This is a genomic window from Rathayibacter rathayi (assembly GCF_004011095.1).
GTDB classification, from domain to species: domain Bacteria; phylum Actinomycetota; class Actinomycetes; order Actinomycetales; family Microbacteriaceae; genus Rathayibacter; species Rathayibacter rathayi.
In genome coordinates this window covers 2691929-2710160 of record NZ_CP028129.1, presented here as the reverse complement: position 1 = coordinate 2710160, position 18232 = coordinate 2691929, and the positions used below count along the sequence as shown (strand labels likewise).

The window sequence follows — 18232 nt, the reverse complement described above, 5'->3', positions numbered from 1 at the left end:
ACCGCACCTCCACCGACCGCGAGTTCGCCGAGCGCGGCGTTGTCGCCGAGGGCGCTACCGCCCGCGACTGGCTGCTGCGCCACGGCGTCACCGTCTCCGCCAGCGGCGGCTACCTGCGTCTGTTCGCCGACGCGATCTGCTCCCGCGAGTTGACGCTGCGGCGGGTCTGGCATACCGCCCGCGAAGTCGAGCGACGGGGCCGAGCGGGCGGCGCCGTCATCAGCTTGCTCGTCGAGGGCTCCCTCACCCTGCGCAACGGCGCGGGCGCGGAGCGGGAGGTCGCCACGGGAGGTGGCTTCGTCCTCTGGTCCGACTCCTCGGTCGCCGCGATCAGCCGAGGTCGGTGCGGAACGGTCGAGGTCGCCGTGAGCCGCGAGATCCTCGAGCGCATCTTCGCCTGGGCCGACGCCGGCGCGACTGTCATCCCCCAGGGCTTCACGACCGCGCGCATCCTCCTCGCTGCTGCCACGACCGCGTTGACGGGTCCGCTCGCCCCACGAGATCCCGCCTGGGGGTCGATCTGCAGCATGATCGCCAGCGGCATCAGCGCTCTGCTCGCCGAAGTCGGCCCCGCTCTGCTCCCCTCCGCGCCCGTGAGAGCCGTGCGCCTCCTGCGCCGCGCTCACGTCGCGATCGAGCGTCACTGCCGCGACGCGTCTTTCGACGTCCGCTCGCTCGCCGATGAGATGTCGGTCTCGATGACGACCCTCTATTCCGCGTTCGAGCATTCGCCCTGGACGCCCGCGCAGGCGATCCGTTCGGCCCGGGTGGAGCTTGCGCGGCGGATGCTCGATCACCGCGTCTCGCCGACCGCGGCAGATCGGGAGGCGATCGCTGAGCTCGCCGGTTTCGTCTCGGCGCCCGCCATGTCGAAGGCTCTGCGTGCCGATCAGCGCAGGCGCGGAGGGTGAGAACATGTCCGGCGTTGTCAGCTCGACTAATCGGGCATCGTGCAGATCCGGGCGCTGAGCGAGAGGCCTTCGCTGTGTGCCGTGATCAGTCCGATTCCGCCGGTGGCGGGCACCAGGATCGCCGGGAGGGTGACGAGCCCCGTGGAGTCGGATGTCGCTGCGCAGGTGGTCGAGCCGGTGGTGAAGGTGAAGCCGCCGGAGACAGTGGCGGTGACGATGCTGCCCCGGGCGGGTCTGCATCCGTCGATGGTGCGACGCAGTTGTACGCAGGTGATGGTCGTGCAGACGGGGCCTCCGTAGCAGGCCTGAAGGAAGGCCATCGAGGGTCGGAGCGACGAGGCGGCGGCCGGAGCGGATACGGTCACCGCGACCACCGGGGTGGTCCAGCTGTGCTCGCTCATCGCGATCGGAGGTGAGCCCAGGGTGCCGGTGAGGGGGCCGGGCAGCCGAGCGCGGGAAGGGCGGTGACGTCGGATCTGTTCAGCATGAATTCCCCTACCTGGTCGGGCATCGCGATGGCCGCGAAGTTTTGTCAGCTTAGCCCGTAGAGGGGGTATTTAGTGGCGCCACTTTCCCGGAAAAAGCCGCCAATTGTGCCGAATCGTGCCACCAAACCGTTCATTCCGCGACCCGTAGATCGCCGTCGGCCGCCCGGTGTCCCGCGTGCGGGTGGGGCCTCCCAGACACGTATTACCACCCTGTTCCCCGACGATATCGGCGCCAAGGAAATGACGAGTGGCACACCGCCCGCAAAGTCGAGCGCCGCGGCCGGGGGCGCCGTGGTCGGCCTGCTCGTCGCGGGCGCTCCGGGCGCAGCGCGGCCACGAGCGGTGAGGCGGCGCGGACGGCCGGAGCGGAGCCGGTCGCGGCGCTCAGGGGAGAGCGCCGCGACCGACTCCGCCGTCACGAAGCCCGTGTCGGGTTCGAGATCAGCAGGTGGGCGCCTTGATGAAGAAGGGGACAGGCCCGCTCGAGGCCTTCGCAAGGGTGAGACCCTCGTCGTTATCGGGATCGAGACCGGTGTCCGCCGAGCCCCCTCGCACGCCAGAGGCCCTTGAACGCCGATAAAAGCGTGCATCGTGGCCGTAAAGTGCACCCTTCAGCCGGATGTCGACCGAAGCGGCCACCGCCGTACCGAGTAGCGGGAGCGGGGGGCCGCGGAACAGCGCCGGTGGCGATGATTTTCTAGTTCTTGAGGTGGGCGATGCACCTCTTGACCGCGGATCGGGTTCTGGAGATTTCCCGGTTCGATTTCTTGGTGTTGTCGTCGAGGGTGCTGCCGCGGGATCGTTTGCGGGGAGTGGTAGCGGTGAGCTCGGACTTTTGTTCATGTCAAGGGACGTCGAACAATGTTGGGAGCGCACCCCCCGAGACTGGCGAAATGCCGGAAGTGAGGTGGTGCTCGCCGTCAGTCACCTGTGCGGCAACTGCCGTACGGCGCGCTTCGGCGCAGTTGGCCGCTGTCGGGGTCGCGTCGTTCAAGACGGGCTCTGACGCTTGCGTGCTTGGCATGCGCGGCGCGGTCCGTGCGTAAATGCTCGTTTCACCGGCGCGGGCGAATCGCGAAACCGAGCCTCAGAGTAATTTCCGGGCCCGGCTCCGATAGTGTGGGGTGAGCACCGTACCGATAGGCCTCTCACTCTGAGTAATGCTGTTGGACTACCTGCACAAGTCTCGTCTGGCGAGCGCTCCAGTCATTACCGGAAATCCATTGTGCCCGCCTCCTCTGCCGAGGAGGCGGGCACAATGCTAGTAAAGAGTGGCGAGCATCTGGCTTATGAGATTCAGGCGGCCGCTCTAAAGTGTTTTGTCTTCAGTCTTTTTGCTAGCCTGCAAAAGTATCTCGCATAGCTTCCTATGAAGCCGAGAACTTATGCGGTGGCTGGCGTCAGCACTTCGTGGCGTTCTCGATGTAGTAGACACCGTTCGACTTGCCGTTGAGGTAAGGAGAGAAGTCCGCGACATCGGTCGCCACCTTGATCGGAGTGTTGGCGCCGTCAAGGAGGTAAAGTGTTCCGTCGGTCGTCAAGATATACGGAGCGCCGGCTTCACCCTTGTCGTAGCCGGTCTTGATGACCGACGCGTCGGTGATCGTCTTGTTGTCCGTCGAGGTCGTACCGTCCGCGTACTGCTTCACCACGCCATCGGAACCGACGTAGAAGACACCGTTCGACTTGCCGTTGAGGTAAGGCGAGAAGTCCTTGACGTCGGTCGCCACCTTGATCGGAGTGTTGGCGCCGTCAAGGAGGTAAAGTGTTCCGTCGGTCGTCAAGATATACGGAGCGCCGGCTTCACCCTTGTCGTAGCCGGTCTTGATGACCGACGCGTCGGTGATCGTCCTGTTGTCCGTCGAGGTCGTACCGTCCGCGTACTGCTTCACCACGCCATCGGAACCGACGTAGAAGACACCGTTCGACTTACCATTCAGGTAAGGAGAGAAGTCCTTGACACCGGTCGCCACCTTGATCGGGTCATTAGTAGCGCCATCAAGGAGGTAGAGCGTTCCGTCGCTCGTCAGTATGTACGGCGCGCCGGCGCTACCGCTGTCGTAGCCGACCTTAATCTCGGTTGCGTCGGTGATCGTCTTGTACGTGGTGGTCGTGGTGCCCTGGTACTGCTTAACCACGCCCTTGGAGTCGATGTAGTAGGCACCGGTCGTCGTGCCGTTAAGGTAGGCAGAGTAGTCCTTCACGTTGGACGCCACCTTGGTGCCGTCGCGAGTGTAGAGCGTTCCGTCGGTCGTCAGAACGAACGGAGCGCCGGCGTTACCGCTGTCATAGCCGGTCTCGAGGCTCGTTGCGCCCGGAATGTTCGCGTAGTCGCCGTATGTTTTGTCCGCATACTGGCGAATTGTCGTCTTCTTCGTGCTCGTGACCGGAGCGGTGGCCGCGAGCGTATCGGACGAGGCCTTGAAGGTGCTGTCGCCGCCCTGAGCCGGGACTTTGATATTAGGAAGGCTGATGAGGCCGTTCGCGTCCGTGGTTCCCGAGTAGGTGGTGGTTCCGTCCGCGAAGGTGTAGCCGTTAGCGAGGGTTACGGTGACAGTCTTGCCCGGGTCTGCGGTAGTCCCATCGGTGGTGCGCTTGACTTGCACGCCGGTGATGGTGCCACAGCCCGTTCCGCTGTAGGACGCCTGGGTGAACTTCAGAGTCGGCGAGTTCGACGCTGCGGCAGCGGGTGTCGCGATCGCGGCGGCCGCGACTGGGACGGTCCACGCGGCGCCTGCGACGACCGCGCGGCGTCGAGGGCCGTTTCCGGGCGGCGTAGCCGCTCCGGCAGCGGGGGCCGCGAGGGTGTTGCGGGTGTTGGGGTTGTTCTGCATTCGGATTCTCGAACTTTCGTCAGTGGCCTGGCGGGCTCACGAAGCTTCCCGAAGCGTGGCCGGTTTGTGCACGCCCATCGGCGCTGTATCACCGACAATGGCTCTTTTTCCGGCCGGAAAAAGCCCCAGGCGCAGCGATCGCGACCGTATTTGCCATCGCGGTGCAGTTCGTGCCGCGTCTCCTCAGCACTCCCTCGATGCAGTGGATCGTTATTTTCTGCGGGGAGCGGGCGCGTGATAGCCGGCCGCACCAGCAACTGACCACAGGAGAGGCCGCCCGAGTGAGGGCTGCCTCTTCTGCTCGATCAGCGGCCTATTTCTGCTGGGTGTTCGTCACCGGACGCGCTTGATGGCTGCTCCTGCCCCATGCCTGAGCGCAGGTCTTTGTGCATTTACGGTCAGCTGCAGGGGATGGTGGGCAGGGTGATGTAGATTTCGTCGGAGCTGGTCTGTGATCCGTTCCGATCCGGAATGGAGAGCTGGAACGCGACATCGACCGTGCCGTCCTCCGTCGCCGTGTAGGAGGCGGTGTAATCGGCCCACGGAGGAGTATGGAACTCTTCTCCTGGATCGGCAGCTGCGTGCTATCGAATTCGAAAACTCTGATCGAGAGAGTCGTGCCGATCTTTCCGCCGTTGGTGAGCAGCTGCGAGCACATAACTCGAGAACGTGCAGGTCTTACCTCTGACGACTTTCATCTTCGCCGTGTAGTACAGCTGGCCGTAGAACCCTGAATCGTTGTTGGACGCTCTCTCTCGCTCTCTCTCTGCACCTGGAAGGCCTGAGGCTTCCCGCCGATCGAGCCAATGGTGGCCTGGTTTGAGTTCACGTATTGATTCGCCGTCTTGGTGTAGTCGGAGGACATGAGTACTGGTCAGGTGACGTCGGTCGACGCCGCAGCGGTCGGCGTGGCGATGGAGGCGGCGACGGCCGGGATGGTCCAGGCGGCGCCCTTCACGATGGCGCGTCGGTGGAGGTCGTCTTCGGACGGGATGGTCCAGTCGGAGAAGTCGAAGGTGGCTCGTTCGGTGGTCTTGTTCGGCATGGTGGGCTCAAACTTTCTGTTGATGTCGGTGGACGTCGAACAGTGTTCTGAGCACGTCGCCCTAGGGAGGCGGGTGTGCCGGAGTTGTGGTGGTGCTTGCCGGAAACGGCGTTCGCGCGAACTGGCCGCGAGGCGTGTGCCAAGCGCTGCGGAACATGTCGCTGTGGGCGACCGCCTTGCTGGTGGTGGATGCCGTCCTCGAAGGAAGGGTTCAGTCGGAGCAAGCGACGATGAGGGCGCCGGCGGAATTCGAAGTCTCGCAAGAGGTGTCGGCGCAAAATTTTTCGGGTCGCGCGATTGTGTCCTTCGCAACCAGACCGAAGAAGTATTCCGAGTGAGTTCAAGTGGGCGCATGCACAATACGAGAAGAGGCTGGCCCCGAATGGGACCAGCCTCTTCCTTGTCAGCCAAGCGCTTGGCCGAAGCTTACTGCGGTCGTGCTGACAGTCGTATCTTTACTATTTGCTCAGGCGCAAGGCGGGGACTTCTTGTACCATACCGTGACTGCACCGGTTCCGGTCGACGAACGGCTGGTGGAGACCAGGTTGGCGCCGGTGTCGACGCCCGTTCCATTTTCGCCGCGGACAGTGCCCTCGACATCGCGGATCGAGCCGTCCGAGTTCTGGAAGATGACCGAGTCGTTTCCGGAATCAGCGATGATCTTAATAGTCGTCTTCGTGTTCGCGATGACGTCCGAGGTCTCCTTGGTCGAGGAGTTGTAGCTGTACACCCCGTCCGCCGTCTTGTACCAGATGATCGTTTGTCCGGCGGAGTTCTTCGTTGTGGCGATGAGCGACCGATCGACGATCACGTCGTTCGCGGTCTTTCCAAGAATGTCGCCATTGATATCGCGAAGAGCTCCGTCAGAATCCTGGAAGACGAAGGAGCTATTCGTGGGATCAGAGATGAAGCTGACCGCCTTCGACGAGTTGGCGATCGGTCCCGTCGTGACCTTAGTTCCGGCGTTGTAGCTGTAAATGCCGTCTGACTTCTTGTAGTAGACGGTGACCGAGCCGTCTCCACTGGCGGAGCGTGTGGTCGAGACGAGATTATCGCCGGTATCGACACCGCTTTTCGTCTCGCCCAGGATGTCACCGTTCACATCGCGGATCGAACCGTCAGAGTTCTGGAAGATAACAGCAGAGTTACCCGAGTCGGTGATAATCTTGACCGTCGTAGAGGTGTTGGAAATCACCTCCGACGTTACCTTCGTGCTTGAATTGTAGCTGAAGACTCCGTCATCTGTCTTGTACCAGATGATCGTCTGGCCGTCGTCATTCTTCGACGTGGCTACCAGGTTCGCATCAGTGCTCACCCCGCTCGCAGTGTTTCCGAGGACGGCGCCGTTGATGTCGCGGATCGAGCCATCCGAGTTCTGGAAGACAAACGAGCTGTTGGTCGGATCCGAGATGGTTCGGATCGCTGTCCCAGAGTTGCTGATCGGATCGGAAGAAGAAGTGTTCGTCGACGTGTCAAGCTTGTAGATACCGGTCTTAGCGGAGGGATCCGCAGAGACCGGCGCGTTGGATGATAGAGTATTCGAAGTCGCAGCAAAGTTACTTTTGCCGCCCTTAGAGGGAACCTTGATGTTCGGCAGGGTGACCAGCCCATTGGCATCGGTCGTACCGGTATAGGTCGTAGTCCCATCGGCGAAGGTGTAGCCATCGCTGAGCTTCACGGTGACCGTCTTGCCCGGGTCTGCTGTCGTTCCGTCAGTGGTGCGCTTGACCTGAACGCCCGTAATCGTGCTGCAGGCGGTCCCGGTGTACGAACTCTTAGTGAACGCGAGTGTCGGTGTCTTGGACGCGGCAGCCGCCGGCGTGGCCATTGAGACAGCGACAACCGGGACGGTCCAAGCGGCGCCCTTCACGATTGTGCGGCGGTGGAGGCCGTCCTCAGAGGGAACGGTCCAGTCGGAGGAAGCGACGATGACGTCGCGGGTCTTCTTCGGCATGTGATGCTCGAACTTTCTATTGGGTGTGTGTGGACAAGAGGCAGTGTTGCCAGCGCTCGCCGGTCGAAGCACTCCCAGGTCGCAACATCGGCCGGAAACCGCTGGCGCGTCTGCCGCTCCGGGTCGCGGACCACCGCTAGAGCCCTGGAAGGCGCCTCCGTGCCAGGTCAGGCGGCTCGGGCTCAATGCGTCGCTTCTACTCCGACCTACTGGCAGCGGTGGTAGTGCCACGAGCCCGGTGGTCACGGGATAGAGCCGGGACGCCCGAGCTGCACTCCAGGTGGGCGTGGGATGAGACAGGTCTCTTCCGCGATGTGCGGCTGAGCGGCGGGATCGGGGCGGGCGTTCGTCCGTTTCGGTGCCGTCTGGCTTGGCCGCGGCGGCAAAACCACTGCGCTCATCGTGGACCGCGCGGTCAACGAGATCCGTCGCTCCTGCACAGACTCCTGCTCGGCGCCGCCATCCGCACTCGGCAGACGACCTCACGTCGTCTTCGCCGAGTGCCTCGCCTTCCCGCTTCCCGCGATCAAGGCACTCGCATCGCGCGCCAGATCTTGGAGACGAGCCCGGAGGCGGAGTCGGACGTCCGAAGCGCTCCGACGCGAAGTGGTGTGAAGAGAGGAGTCCAGAAACGACCGGTGGGGGCCGGAAGGAGCGCGGTGAGTCCTGCTGCGACGACGGACTCGCGACGAGCCGCGCAATCGTCGCTGAACGGTGAAATGAACGCCGGAGATCGCGGTGACAGTTCGGCACGACGGGCTTCTCGCCGCCGGGCATTCCGATCGGCGATGAGTGCGGATTCGTCAATTACCCCGATAAGCACACCTCCCCGCCTAGTCCGACCGTCGGGTGAGTTAACCCATCCAAGTCACTGACAAATCGTCGATATCTATCAGGTGCGCAGAATGCCTCCGGTATCCGCCGCCACTGGCCCGTTCCCTCGCCGAAAACCGCACGTAACGAGGCGGAATAGCGATCCGCGAGGCATTCTGATCAGACGAGTCAACTTTCACGACTACCGAGCGATCGTCGCTTTCACGAGATCCCGAGAACGGAAAGCTCATGCCCGTCGAGACGCCCCGATACAAATACTCTCTTCTGGGCTCGGAGGTGTTCAGCTGGCTGGCGGACAGGCAGATGCTCGACGGCGAAGCCGACTCCGATGTCCGTCTCGTCGCCGATGAACTGGTCCTGCCCGAGTTGCGCATAGCTCGCCTGTGGCACACCAGCGCCAGCTACCGGGTCCATCGCGAGTCCTCGACGGCACTGCTGTTGCTGCAGATAGAGGGAGTGATGTCGATCGAGTGCGACGCTTGGGAGGCACCGGCCGAACTCAGCCCGGGAGACGTGGCGATCCTCGCCGTCGGAGGGCACTCCTTCCGGTTCTCCTCCGGCGCAACGACCGCGCGCTACGAGGTCGACTACGACCTCGACGGCCTCCCGCAGTCGGCCCGCGACGAACTCACGGTGGGCCGGATCTTTCACGCTCCCGCCAGGGAGTACCGCGACGCCGTCGCAGCGGCCTCGAACGCCGCCCTGAACTCGGGCATGGACGTAAAGAACGCCGGCTTCTCGGACTTCGCGGCGGGAGTACGGCACCTGACGACCGCGCTGCTCGTGCAGGCGCTCGAGAGCACGTCGCCCTTGCCGATGACGCCCTCTAGCGCCCTGTACCGGAGCGCGATGCGGGTCATCGCGGTAAAGGCGACGGATCCGGAGTTCGACGTCGAACTGCTCGCTGAGGCGGTCAGCACGTCCCCGCGCAATCTGCGTCATGTCTTCGCGCGGGCGGGCGCCTCGGCGAAGGCCGCCCTCACGGCCGAGCGGGTGCGGATCGCGCGCACTTACCTGGCGAAGAACGCCAGTGGCGGGTCGTTCTCGCAGACCGAGATCGCGCGGCTCTCGGGGTTCCGCGACGTCCGCGCGCTGCGGCGTGCCGTGACGGCGACCGGGGAGCAAGTTCCGACGAGGCGGGAGGATGCCGCGGCGAAAGAGGGCGCAGGTGCCTCGGAGTCGGTCCGCAGTGCGCCACGCCGTGACACCGCGTCGCTACCGAACGTCTTCACGGCGCGTGAGGACTCCGTGCAGCCCGACCCCCTTACCAGCGCTGTCGGTGCCTCGACGTAGGCTGTCGGCCATGACCTCGACGACGCCTCGCTCCGGTATCGACCGCTCCGAACTCGACCCAGAGACGCGTCCGCAGGACGACCTCTACCGGCACGTCAACGGGCTCTGGATCGACCGCACCGAGATCCCCGCAGACAAGGCGCGGTACGGCTCGTTCCACCTCCTGCAGGAGGAGGCCGAGAAGGCCGTGCGCGACATCATCGTCGAGGCGCAGACCGCGCAGCACGGCACCGAGGAGCGCCTGATCGGCGACCTGTACGCCTCCTTCATGGACGAGGCGCGAGCGGAAGAACTCGGTGCCGCTCCGATCGCCGACGACCTCGCGGCCGTGCAGCGGGTCGACTCGATCCCCGGTCTGCTCCGCGCCGTCGGTGCCTTCGAGCGGAGCGGCGTCCCCGGGCTCTTCGGCCTCTTCATCGACAACGACCCGGGCAGCCCCGAGCGCTACCTCGTCTTCATCAACCAGGGCGGCCTCGGTCTGCCAGACGAGAGCTACTACCGCGAGCAGGAGTTCTCCGCCGTTCGTGAGGCGTACACGCCGTTCGTCGCGCGGATGCTCGCGCTGGCGGGCCTGGACGCCGCCCAGGCGCGCGCCGAGCGGATCGTCGCGCTCGAGACCGACGTCGCCGCCGTGCACTGGGACAAGGTCCGCAGCCGCGACAGCCAGGCGACCTACAACCTCCGCTCCTGGGCCGAAGTCGAGGAACTCGCCGCGGGCGTCGACCTCGGCGTCTGGCTCACCGCGATGGACGCTCCGGAGGGGGCGCTCGCCGAGGTCGTCGTCCGCCAGCCGAGTTTCCTCCAGGGCCTCGCGGGCCTGCTCACCGATGGCCGTCTCCCGGCCTGGCGCGACTGGCTGTCCTGGCAGGTGATTCGCGGGGCCGCCGCCTACCTGTCCACCGAATTCGTCGACGCCAACTTCGACTTCTACGGCCGCACCCTCACCGGCACCCCGCAGAAGCGCGAGCGCTGGAAGCGCGGCGTCTCACTGGTCGAGGCGTCCCTCGGCGAAGCGGTCGGCCGCACCTACGTCGCCCGCCACTTCCCCGAAACCGCGAAGGCCGCGATGGACGTGCTGGTCGCGAACCTCATCGAGGCCTATCGCCGCTCGATCGTCGACCTCGAGTGGATGAGCCCCGCCACCCGCGAGCGCGCGCTCGAGAAGCTCGCGAAGTTCACGCCCAAGATCGGCTACCCCGTCCGCTGGCGCGACTACTCCGCCCTCTCGATCGACCCGGCCGACCTGCTCGGCAACGCCCGCCGCGTCGCCAGATTCGACTTCGCCCGCGAACTCGGCAAGATCGGCCGGCCGCTCGACCGCGACGAATGGTTTATGACCCCGCAGACGATCAACGCCTACTACAACCCGGGCTTCAACGAGATCGTCTTCCCCGCCGCGATCCTCCAATTCCCCTTCTTCGACGAGGGCCGCGACCCCGCCGCCAACTACGGAGCGATCGGCGCCGTCATCGGCCACGAGATCGGCCACGGCTTCGACGACCAGGGCTCCCGCTTCGACGGCGACGGCCGCCTCACCGACTGGTGGACCAAGGAGGACCGGGCAGCGTTCGAGGAGCGGACGAAGGTGCTCATCGCGCAGTACGACGCTCTCGCTCCGGCGAGCACGCCTGAGCACCATGTGAACGGCGCGCTCACCATCGGCGAAAACATCGGCGACCTGGGCGGGCTCGGCATCGCCTGGAAGGCGTACCTGCTCTCGCTCGAGGGCCAGGAGCCGCCCGTGGTCGACGGTCTGACCGGCGCCGAGCGCTTCTTCCTCTCCTGGGCGCAGGCCTGGCAGCAGACGTCGCGCGACGAGGAGACGATCCGCCTCCTCGCCATCGACCCGCACGCTCCGGCCGAGTTCCGCTGCAACCAGATCGTCCGGAACATCGACGAGTTCTACGCTACTTTTGACGTCTCCGAAGGCGACACCCTCTGGCTCTCCCCGAGCGAGCGCGTCACCATCTGGTAGTCGCCGCCGACCACCTCCCCGCACCACGGACGAGGAGCCCCGGGCATCGAGAGCCGACCGATGCCGCGGGGGTCGTCCGCCGATCTCGCGTCCCGCCGACGCGTGAGGACCTCGGTCCCCCTCCGCACAACCGCTCTCCCGACCCGTAAAGGGGCCGACACCGTGGTGATCCCCACCAGCGAGACCCGCCGTGAGAACCGACGCAACCGGCGGGGCCGGCACAAGGGCGCCGGCGACCGCGACAATTTCCAGCGCGGCTTCGACGCCCTCGGCCGCCTCGCGATCGACGGAGTCGTCGTCTCGGCGCGCGCCGTCGACCTGTCGACCGGTCGCACCCTCTTCGCCGTCGACGACTCCGTCTCGATGCCCACCGCCTCCCTCGGCACCGTCGTGCTGCTGATCGAGGTTGCCGCCCGCCTAGCGAACGAGCCGCAGGAGAATCTGCGACTGGTCGACCGAACCGCCGCCGACGCGGTCACGGGCTCCGGGATCTGGCAGCACCTCCAGGTGCCGTCGATGCCCATCGCCGACCTCGCCGCGCTCGTCGGCGCGTCCAGCGACAACCTGGCGACGAACGTCCTGCTCCGCCGCGTCGGCCTCGATGCCGTCCGTGAGCGCGCGGAGGCGCTGGGCCTGTCGCGCACCGCCCTGCTCGATGTCGTCCGCGACGAGCGGGGCCCCGACGACGCACCGCAGCTCTCGATCGGCTCGGCCCGGGAGCTGACCTGGCTGCTGGCCACCCTCGCGAACGGCGACGTCGTCGATGCCGCCGTCAGCTCGCGGGTGATCGGCTGGCTCTCGCTCGGGACCGACCTCTCGATGGTTGCTGCATCCTTCGGCCTCGACCCGCTCGCGCACCGACACCCCGATCACGGGGTCCTGCTCGTCAACGCCACCGGCACCGACGTCGGCGTCCGCGCTGAGGCGGGCGTCCTCCGCGGACCCCGCGCCGGCGTCGCCTACGCGGTGGCCACCCAGTTTGACGACACGACCCTGCACTACCGCCTCGCGGTACTCGAGGGCATGCGCACCCTCGGTGCCGACCTGCTCGAATACGTGCACTGAGCCGGCTGTTCAGTTTTTGCTCGTGTTCACTTCTTGTGAACACGAGAAGAAACCGAACGCTCGGCCGCGACCTGCGCGCCGGGCCCTTCGTCAAGTCCGTGACTGCCCATCGAGCCGCGATCTAGGCTGCCCGCAGCGGCGCCGCCTCCCGGGCGGTCCGCGGAGAGGGAACCATGAGCAGCTTCGGCTTCGACGCCCCCGAGGACGTCACCGACACCACCCGACCCGACGGCGACTCCCTGCCGGTACCGCCCGAGGACCCCGCCGAGATCGACGACCCCGAGGCTGTCGACGAGGCGCTCGACCAGGGCGCCGACGCTCGCCTCGACGACGAGCAAAACCCGCCGGAGCACCCCTTCATCCCGTCGCCCAGCTGATTGTCGCGGGACGCCCTCGCGGCGGGCGGCGTTCCGCGCCAACGCGGAGCGGCGTGTCGGTGGTCTCGGGCACAGTGGAGGAATGACAGATGCTCATCAGATTCCCCAGCCCGCTCCTCCCCGTCCCGATGCAGAGCACGCGATCGGGCCCGCGGCCGGTTTCGCGCCGCCGTCCGGTCCGCCACCCGCGCCCGCCCGTAGCGGCCTCGCCCTCACGGCTCTGATCCTCGGGATCGCCGCCGTACCCCTCGCCTTCCTGCCGCTGCTCGGCGCTCCGGCGGGCCTCACCGCGGTGGTGATGGGCATCGTCTGCCTGGTGAAGAGGCGCCCGCCGAAGGGCTTCGCGGTCAGCGGGGTCGTCCTGGGCGCGCTCGGATTCGTCCTCGCGATCGTCGTCCTCGGGGTCGCGGTCGTCGGTGTGCTTGGCGCCGTCGAGAAGCAGCAGGCGGTCTCGCGTTCCGACACGGTCCAGAAGGAGCAGGTTGCCTCGTCCTTCAACAATGGCGTGGCGTTCGACGACGGCGTCGCGATCGGCGTCTCGTCCCCGGCGCCGTATCAGCCCAGCACCTACGCGATGGGGGCTGACCAGGCGCAGAACATCGTCCTCACCTTCGTCCTCAAGAACGACTCCGACAAGCCCTACGAGCCGTACGTGGTCATCGGCGCGTCCTCCGGCGGTGTCGAGGCCTCCCGCATCTCGGACTACGACTCGGGCGAGACCTTCAAGGACCCGACCACCGCCGTGCTCCCCGGAGGCTCGGTGACCTGGCAGCGTGCCTTCTCGGTCGCCGACTCGGCCTCACTGATCGTGCAGGTGCACGTGGATCAGCGTCCAATGGTGATCTTCACCGGCGTGCAGTGACTCCGCCGTGCGGGTGACTCCGCCGTGCGGGTGACTCCGCCGTGCGGGTGACTCCGCCGTGCAGGTGACTCCGCCGCGCCGCTCGTGTGAGGCGGTCGGCTACTCCTTCGGCCCGGGCTTCAGCCGCTGCGCGAGTCGCTTGAGGGGATGAGCGGGCTCGCGCTCGGTCGGGTCCTCGACCTCGAGACCGTACAACGTGCCGATGTCGCCGACGAACGCCGAGCGGCGGGCCCGGTCGTAGGCGCGGATCTCGCGACGGAAAGCGATCACGGTGGCGATGCACATCAGGATCATCACGACGCTGAACGGTAGGGCGGAGAGGATCGCGGCGGTCTGCAGGGCGTCGAGTCCGCCGGCGATCAGGGGCGAGAGGGCGAGCAGCGCAGTTGCGACGGCGAAGAAGACGCGGCTCGGCTTGCGCGGCTCGGCCTGGCCGTCGGTTGCGATCATCGCCATGAGTTGTCGCACTCGCCGTCGACTGCGACAACTTGTGGAGTCTCGCGGTGTGGAGTCTCGGGTGGTGGGCGGGCGGGGGAGCCCGCGCTCCGCCTGCGTCGCCGCGACCTACGCTGGGGGGATGGCGGACACGATCGAACGCGCGGACGAGCGGGTGGCGTCCCGCTCGGCGGCCGAGGTTCCGTGGATCGTTTTGGTCTGGGACGACCCGGTCAACCTGATGTCGTACGTGTCGTACGTATTCCGCAGCTACTTCGGCTTCAGCCGCGCCGAGGCCGAGCGGCTGATGCTGCAGGTGCACACGGAGGGGCGCGCGGTCGTCGCGACCGGCAACCGCGAGGAGATGGAGCGGCATGTGGAGGCGATGCACGGTTACGGCCTGTGGGCGACGCTGCAGAAGGCCGACGCGTGAGCGCGCCCCGGGATCCTCGCGCACATGCCCCGAGGTGCCGCCCCCGACCTCGTGCGAGCGGAACCTACTGATGCGCGCCTTCCGTCGCGACTCCTCCGGCGACGTGATCGCCCGCTTCGACCGGGAGGAGGCCGGAATCCTCCATCACCTGGCCGGCGAGATGCTCGAACTGCTCGACCGCGGCGCGTCGTCGGAGCAGGCGCGCGCGGATCCCGCGCTCGCCCGACTCCTGCCCGACGCCTACCGTGACGACGCCGAAGCGGCCGACGAGTTCCGCCGCTTCACGGCCCCCGATCTCGCCGCCCGCAAGATGGACGACGCCCGCGCCGTCACGGCCGCCCTGGACGCTGGCGACGGCACGAGCCACGGCCGGATCTTCGAAGGGCTGGGCGAAGTGGCGGTCCGGCTCGACGAGCCGCAGGCGATCGCGTGGCTCCGCGCCCTGACCGACATGCGGCTCGCCCTCGCCGCTCGACTCGGGATCGACGACACCGACGACATCGAACCGCAGGAGGGGAGCGCGGCCGCGATCCGCAGCGTCTACGACTGGCTCGGCGGCGTTCAGGACGGACTCGTCCGAGCCGTCGACGTCTGATCCTTTCGTCCCGTTGGCGATTCCACAGCTGTGGACAACCCTGTGGAGAGGTGTGGAGAACCGCCCCTCGGAGCACGCCGGAACGGCGGGGGGCGGGGCGTGGGGGTGTGGAAAGTGGGGGTGTGGAGCGCCGGTCCGACCATCATCCTGAAGAAATGCATAGCGTTCCCCTCGTGAACACTCCAAGCGCCGCCGCCGCCCGGCGCACCGCGGAGCGAGCAAGACGTTTCTCGAGAACGTTGCGGAGTCGGCGGGTACCGCGGCCGCCGCTGGCCGCGCCTCTGATGGCGGAGAGTGGATCCGGTGCATACCTGTTACCTCCCTCTCGCGCAACGGGTCCCGCAGTCACAATGTCGGTGACACGCTGGGGCCTGTGAATGGTGGGGGCGAGGAGGCGAGCGGAGGACGGGTGCGTCCGCCGCTGACGCTGGACGCAGGCCGTCTGCTGACCCGCACCGCCTCGGGAGACGCCTCCGCTCTGGAAGAACTCGTCGACCGCTTCGGCGGCCTCGTCTTCGCCTGCATCGGCACCGTTCAGGCCGACCCGGCCGGCCGCGATCGTCTCTGCTCCGACGTGTTCACCGCACTCTGGCGCCGTGCCTGCGAGGGGGCCCATTCGCCCGAGCCCGTGCTCTGGGTCCTCAAGGTGCTCTGCGAGACCCTCGGCTCGGCGAACGAGCTGGATCGCCGTCCGCTCAGCGGGGGTCTGCTCGGCCTGGCCTGCCCCGACCGGGAGCTGCTGCTGCTCGCCGCGGCCGGCGGATTCTCGCAGGGCGAGATCTCGGCGCTGACCGGCATCGACGAGTTCCGGCTGCGCGCGATTCTCCGGACTGCGCTTGAAGCCCTGCGGGGCCGACGCGACGATCTTCTGACGGCCTGACCTCCCGGGCCCGGGCAGGCGTAAAGTTGAGTCCATCGAACTCAACTTCTGAGTCACGGAGGAGACCACCATCATGCAGGCCGGTCGGATGCCCCAGCAGGACGAGAAGTCCGCTCTCGAGCAGTACGGCGTCAACTTGACCGCCATCGCGGCGAGCGGCAAGCTCGACCCGGTGATCGGACGGGACGCCGAGGTCCGGCGCGTCAGTCAGGTGCTCACGCGCCGCACCAAGAACAATCCGGTCCTCATCGGTGAGCCCGGCGTCGGCAAGACCGCTGTCGTCGAGGGGCTCGCCCAGCGGATCGTCGCGGGCGACGTCGCCGAGAGCCTCAAGGGCAAGCAGCTCGTCAGCCTCGACCTCTCGGCCCTGATCGCCGGCGCGAAGTACCGCGGCGAATTCGAGGAGCGACTCAAGGCAGTGCTCCAGGAGATCCAGGACTCCGACGGTCGGATCATCACCTTCATCGACGAGCTGCACACCCTGATGGGCGCGGGCGGCGGCGAGGGCTCGGTGGCGGCGGCGAACATGCTCAAGCCCATGCTGGCCCGCGGTGAGCTGCGGATGATTGGCGCAACGACGCTCGATGAGTACCGCCAGTACATCGAGAAAGACGCGGCCCTCGAGCGCCGATTCCAGCAGGTGTTCGTCGGCGAGCCGACCGTCGAGGACACTGTCGCGATCCTCCGCGGGTTGAAGGAGCGCTACGAGGCGCACCACAAGGTGGCCATCGCCGACTCCGCTCTGGTCGCCGCCGCGTCGCTCTCGAACCGCTACATCACCGCCCGTCAGCTGCCGGACAAGGCGATCGACCTGATCGACGAGGCCGCGTCACGGCTACGGATGGAGATCGACTCCGCCCCGGTCGAGATCGACGAGCTGCGTCGCTCCGTCGACAGGTTGAAGCTGGAGGAGCTGGCACTGAAGAAGGAGAAGGACGAGGCCTCGAAGGCGCGGCTGGAGAAGCTGCGCGAGGACCTCGCCCGCCGCACTGCCCAGCTCGACGAGCTCCAGGAGCGCTGGGAGCGCGAGCGCGCCTCCCTCAACCGTGTCGGTGAGCTGAAGAACCGGCTCGACGCCCTGCGGATCGCGGCCGAGCGGGCGCAGCGCGAGGGGAGGCTGGAGCGCGCGTCGAAGCTGCTCTACGGCGACATCCCGGTGATCGAGCGCGAGCTCGCGGCGGCCGAGGCGGAGGAGGAGCCGGCCGAGGGCCGCATGGTCAACGAGCAGGTGACGGCCGACGACATCGCGGCGGTGATCGCTGCCTGGACGGGCATCCCGGTGGGGCGCCTCCTCCAGGGTGAGACCGAGAAACTGCTGCACCTCGAGACCGAGCTGCACCGGCGCCTCATCGGCCAGGACGAGGCGGTGTCGGCGGTCTCGGACGCCGTGCGCCGCACGCGCGCGGGCATCGCCGACCCGGGCCGGCCCACCGGCTCCTTCCTCTTCCTCGGGCCGACCGGCGTCGGCAAGACCGAGCTGGCGAAGGCGCTCGCCGATCACCTCTTCGACGACGAGAAGGCGATGGTCCGCATCGACATGTCGGAGTACGGCGAGAAGTTCGCGGTCTCGCGGCTGGTCGGTGCCCCTCCCGGCTACGTCGGCTACGAGCAGGGCGGTCAGTTGACGGAGGCGGTGCGGCGCCGCCCCTACTCGGTGGTGCTGCTCGATGAGATCGAGAAGGCGCACCCCGAGGTGTTCGACGTGCTGCTGCAGGTGCTCGACGACGGCCGGCTCACCGATGGGCAGGGGCGCACGGTCGACTTCCGCAACACGATCCTCATCCTCACCTCCAACCTGGGCTCGCAGTTCCTCGTCGACCCGGCGCTCTCGCGGGCGCAGAAGGAGGAGGCGGTGCAGCAGATGGTGCGCCAGGCCTTCAAGCCGGAGTTCGTGAACCGGCTCGACGACATCGTGATCTTCGACGCGCTCGATCGCACCGAGCTGGGCGAGATCGTGTCGCTGTACGTCGACCGGCTCTCGAAGCGGTTGTCGGAGCGACGGCTCGACCTGGCGGTGACGCCGACCGCCCGCGGGTGGCTGGCCGAGCGAGGCTACGACCCGCAGTACGGCGCGAGGCCGCTGCGCCGGCTGATGCAGCGGGCAATCGACGACCAGCTGGCGACGGCGCTGCTCGGTGGCACGGTGCGCGACGGAGACGTGGTGCTGGTGGACGTGGCGCCGGACGGCGAGAGCCTGTCGGTGACGGCCGGGCTGTCGGCGCCGGCGTAGGCCGCTCGGGCGCCGTCGCCG

At 66.9% G+C, this 18232-nt stretch carries 16 protein-coding genes; 11 read left to right on the top strand and 5 right to left on the bottom strand.

Going from position 1 to position 18232, the window contains the following annotated elements:
• The first annotated feature begins 149 nt into the window (after positions 1-149).
• The gene (locus C1O28_RS13090) at positions 150-911 is read left to right on the top strand and encodes a helix-turn-helix domain-containing protein (RefSeq protein WP_127821534.1); all 762 of its coding nucleotides are present in this window, start codon (positions 150-152) and stop codon (positions 909-911) included.
• A gap of 26 nt (positions 912-937) precedes the next feature.
• Here the strand turns inward: C1O28_RS13090 and C1O28_RS13085 are convergent, their stop codons facing one another.
• The 3 genes from C1O28_RS13085 to C1O28_RS15250 form a co-directional block, all read right to left on the bottom strand.
• A complete protein-coding gene (locus C1O28_RS13085) occupies positions 938-1312 on the bottom strand; it encodes a hypothetical protein (protein WP_097167184.1) in 375 nt (124 codons plus the stop codon).
• A 1487-nt stretch (positions 1313-2799) separates the two neighbouring features.
• Entirely contained in the window at positions 2800-4233 is a 1434-nt protein-coding gene (locus tag C1O28_RS13080; RefSeq protein ID WP_097167183.1) for a hypothetical protein, read from the bottom strand.
• Positions 4234-5107: 874 nt separating this feature from the next.
• Positions 5108-5278, bottom strand: coding sequence for a hypothetical protein (locus C1O28_RS15250; protein WP_160487564.1), 171 nt, complete (start codon positions 5276-5278; stop codon positions 5108-5110).
• An 86-nt stretch (positions 5279-5364) separates the two neighbouring features.
• On the opposite strand from C1O28_RS15250, the gene C1O28_RS13075 reads away from it, so the two are divergent.
• Positions 5365-5616: a hypothetical protein gene (locus C1O28_RS13075; RefSeq protein WP_127821533.1), complete on the top strand. Its 252-nt coding sequence runs from the start codon at positions 5365-5367 to the stop codon at positions 5614-5616.
• A gap of 128 nt (positions 5617-5744) precedes the next feature.
• On the opposite strand, the gene C1O28_RS13070 is transcribed toward C1O28_RS13075, so the two are convergent.
• Positions 5745-7232: an autotransporter outer membrane beta-barrel domain-containing protein gene (locus tag C1O28_RS13070; protein WP_097167181.1), complete on the bottom strand. Its 1488-nt coding sequence runs from the start codon at positions 7230-7232 to the stop codon at positions 5745-5747.
• Between the two features lie 1062 nt (positions 7233-8294).
• Between C1O28_RS13070 and C1O28_RS13065 the strand changes: the two genes are divergently transcribed.
• The 5 genes from C1O28_RS13065 to C1O28_RS13045 all read left to right on the top strand — a co-directional run bounded on the left by C1O28_RS13065 (position 8295) and on the right by C1O28_RS13045 (position 13638).
• The gene (locus C1O28_RS13065) at positions 8295-9359 is read left to right on the top strand and encodes a helix-turn-helix domain-containing protein (protein WP_097167180.1); all 1065 of its coding nucleotides are present in this window, start codon (positions 8295-8297) and stop codon (positions 9357-9359) included.
• Between the two features lie 10 nt (positions 9360-9369).
• Positions 9370-11334 carry a M13 family metallopeptidase gene (locus C1O28_RS13060; RefSeq protein ID WP_097167179.1) on the top strand — a complete coding sequence of 655 codons (1965 nt, stop codon included), beginning with the start codon at positions 9370-9372 and terminating at the stop codon, positions 11332-11334.
• A 162-nt stretch (positions 11335-11496) separates the two neighbouring features.
• Positions 11497-12399: a serine hydrolase gene (locus tag C1O28_RS13055; RefSeq protein WP_243392081.1), complete on the top strand. Its 903-nt coding sequence runs from the start codon at positions 11497-11499 to the stop codon at positions 12397-12399.
• A 173-nt stretch (positions 12400-12572) separates the two neighbouring features.
• Positions 12573-12776 carry a hypothetical protein gene (locus tag C1O28_RS13050; RefSeq protein WP_097167177.1) on the top strand — a complete coding sequence of 68 codons (204 nt, stop codon included), beginning with the start codon at positions 12573-12575 and terminating at the stop codon, positions 12774-12776.
• An 82-nt stretch (positions 12777-12858) separates the two neighbouring features.
• Positions 12859-13638 carry a DUF4190 domain-containing protein gene (locus C1O28_RS13045; RefSeq protein WP_097167176.1) on the top strand — a complete coding sequence of 260 codons (780 nt, stop codon included), beginning with the start codon at positions 12859-12861 and terminating at the stop codon, positions 13636-13638.
• A 99-nt stretch (positions 13639-13737) separates the two neighbouring features.
• On the opposite strand, the gene C1O28_RS13040 is transcribed toward C1O28_RS13045, so the two are convergent.
• A complete protein-coding gene (locus tag C1O28_RS13040; protein ID WP_237398202.1) occupies positions 13738-14088 on the bottom strand; it encodes a BCCT family transporter in 351 nt (116 codons plus the stop codon).
• 127 nt (positions 14089-14215) lie between these two features.
• Between C1O28_RS13040 and clpS the strand changes: the two genes are divergently transcribed.
• The 4 genes from clpS to C1O28_RS13020 all read left to right on the top strand — a co-directional run bounded on the left by clpS (position 14216) and on the right by C1O28_RS13020 (position 18211).
• On the top strand, positions 14216-14506 hold the full coding sequence (gene clpS / locus C1O28_RS13035; protein ID WP_097167224.1) for an ATP-dependent Clp protease adapter ClpS: 291 nt from the start codon (positions 14216-14218) through the stop codon (positions 14504-14506).
• Between the two features lie 70 nt (positions 14507-14576).
• Complete coding sequence (locus C1O28_RS13030) at positions 14577-15101, top strand: DUF2017 domain-containing protein (protein ID WP_097167174.1); 525 nt, start codon at positions 14577-14579, stop codon at positions 15099-15101.
• 409 nt (positions 15102-15510) lie between these two features.
• Positions 15511-15981, top strand: coding sequence for an RNA polymerase sigma factor (locus C1O28_RS13025; RefSeq protein WP_097167173.1), 471 nt, complete (start codon positions 15511-15513; stop codon positions 15979-15981).
• A gap of 73 nt (positions 15982-16054) precedes the next feature.
• Entirely contained in the window at positions 16055-18211 is a 2157-nt protein-coding gene (locus C1O28_RS13020; RefSeq protein WP_097167172.1) for an ATP-dependent Clp protease ATP-binding subunit, read from the top strand.
• The last annotated feature ends 21 nt before the right edge of the window (positions 18212-18232 follow it).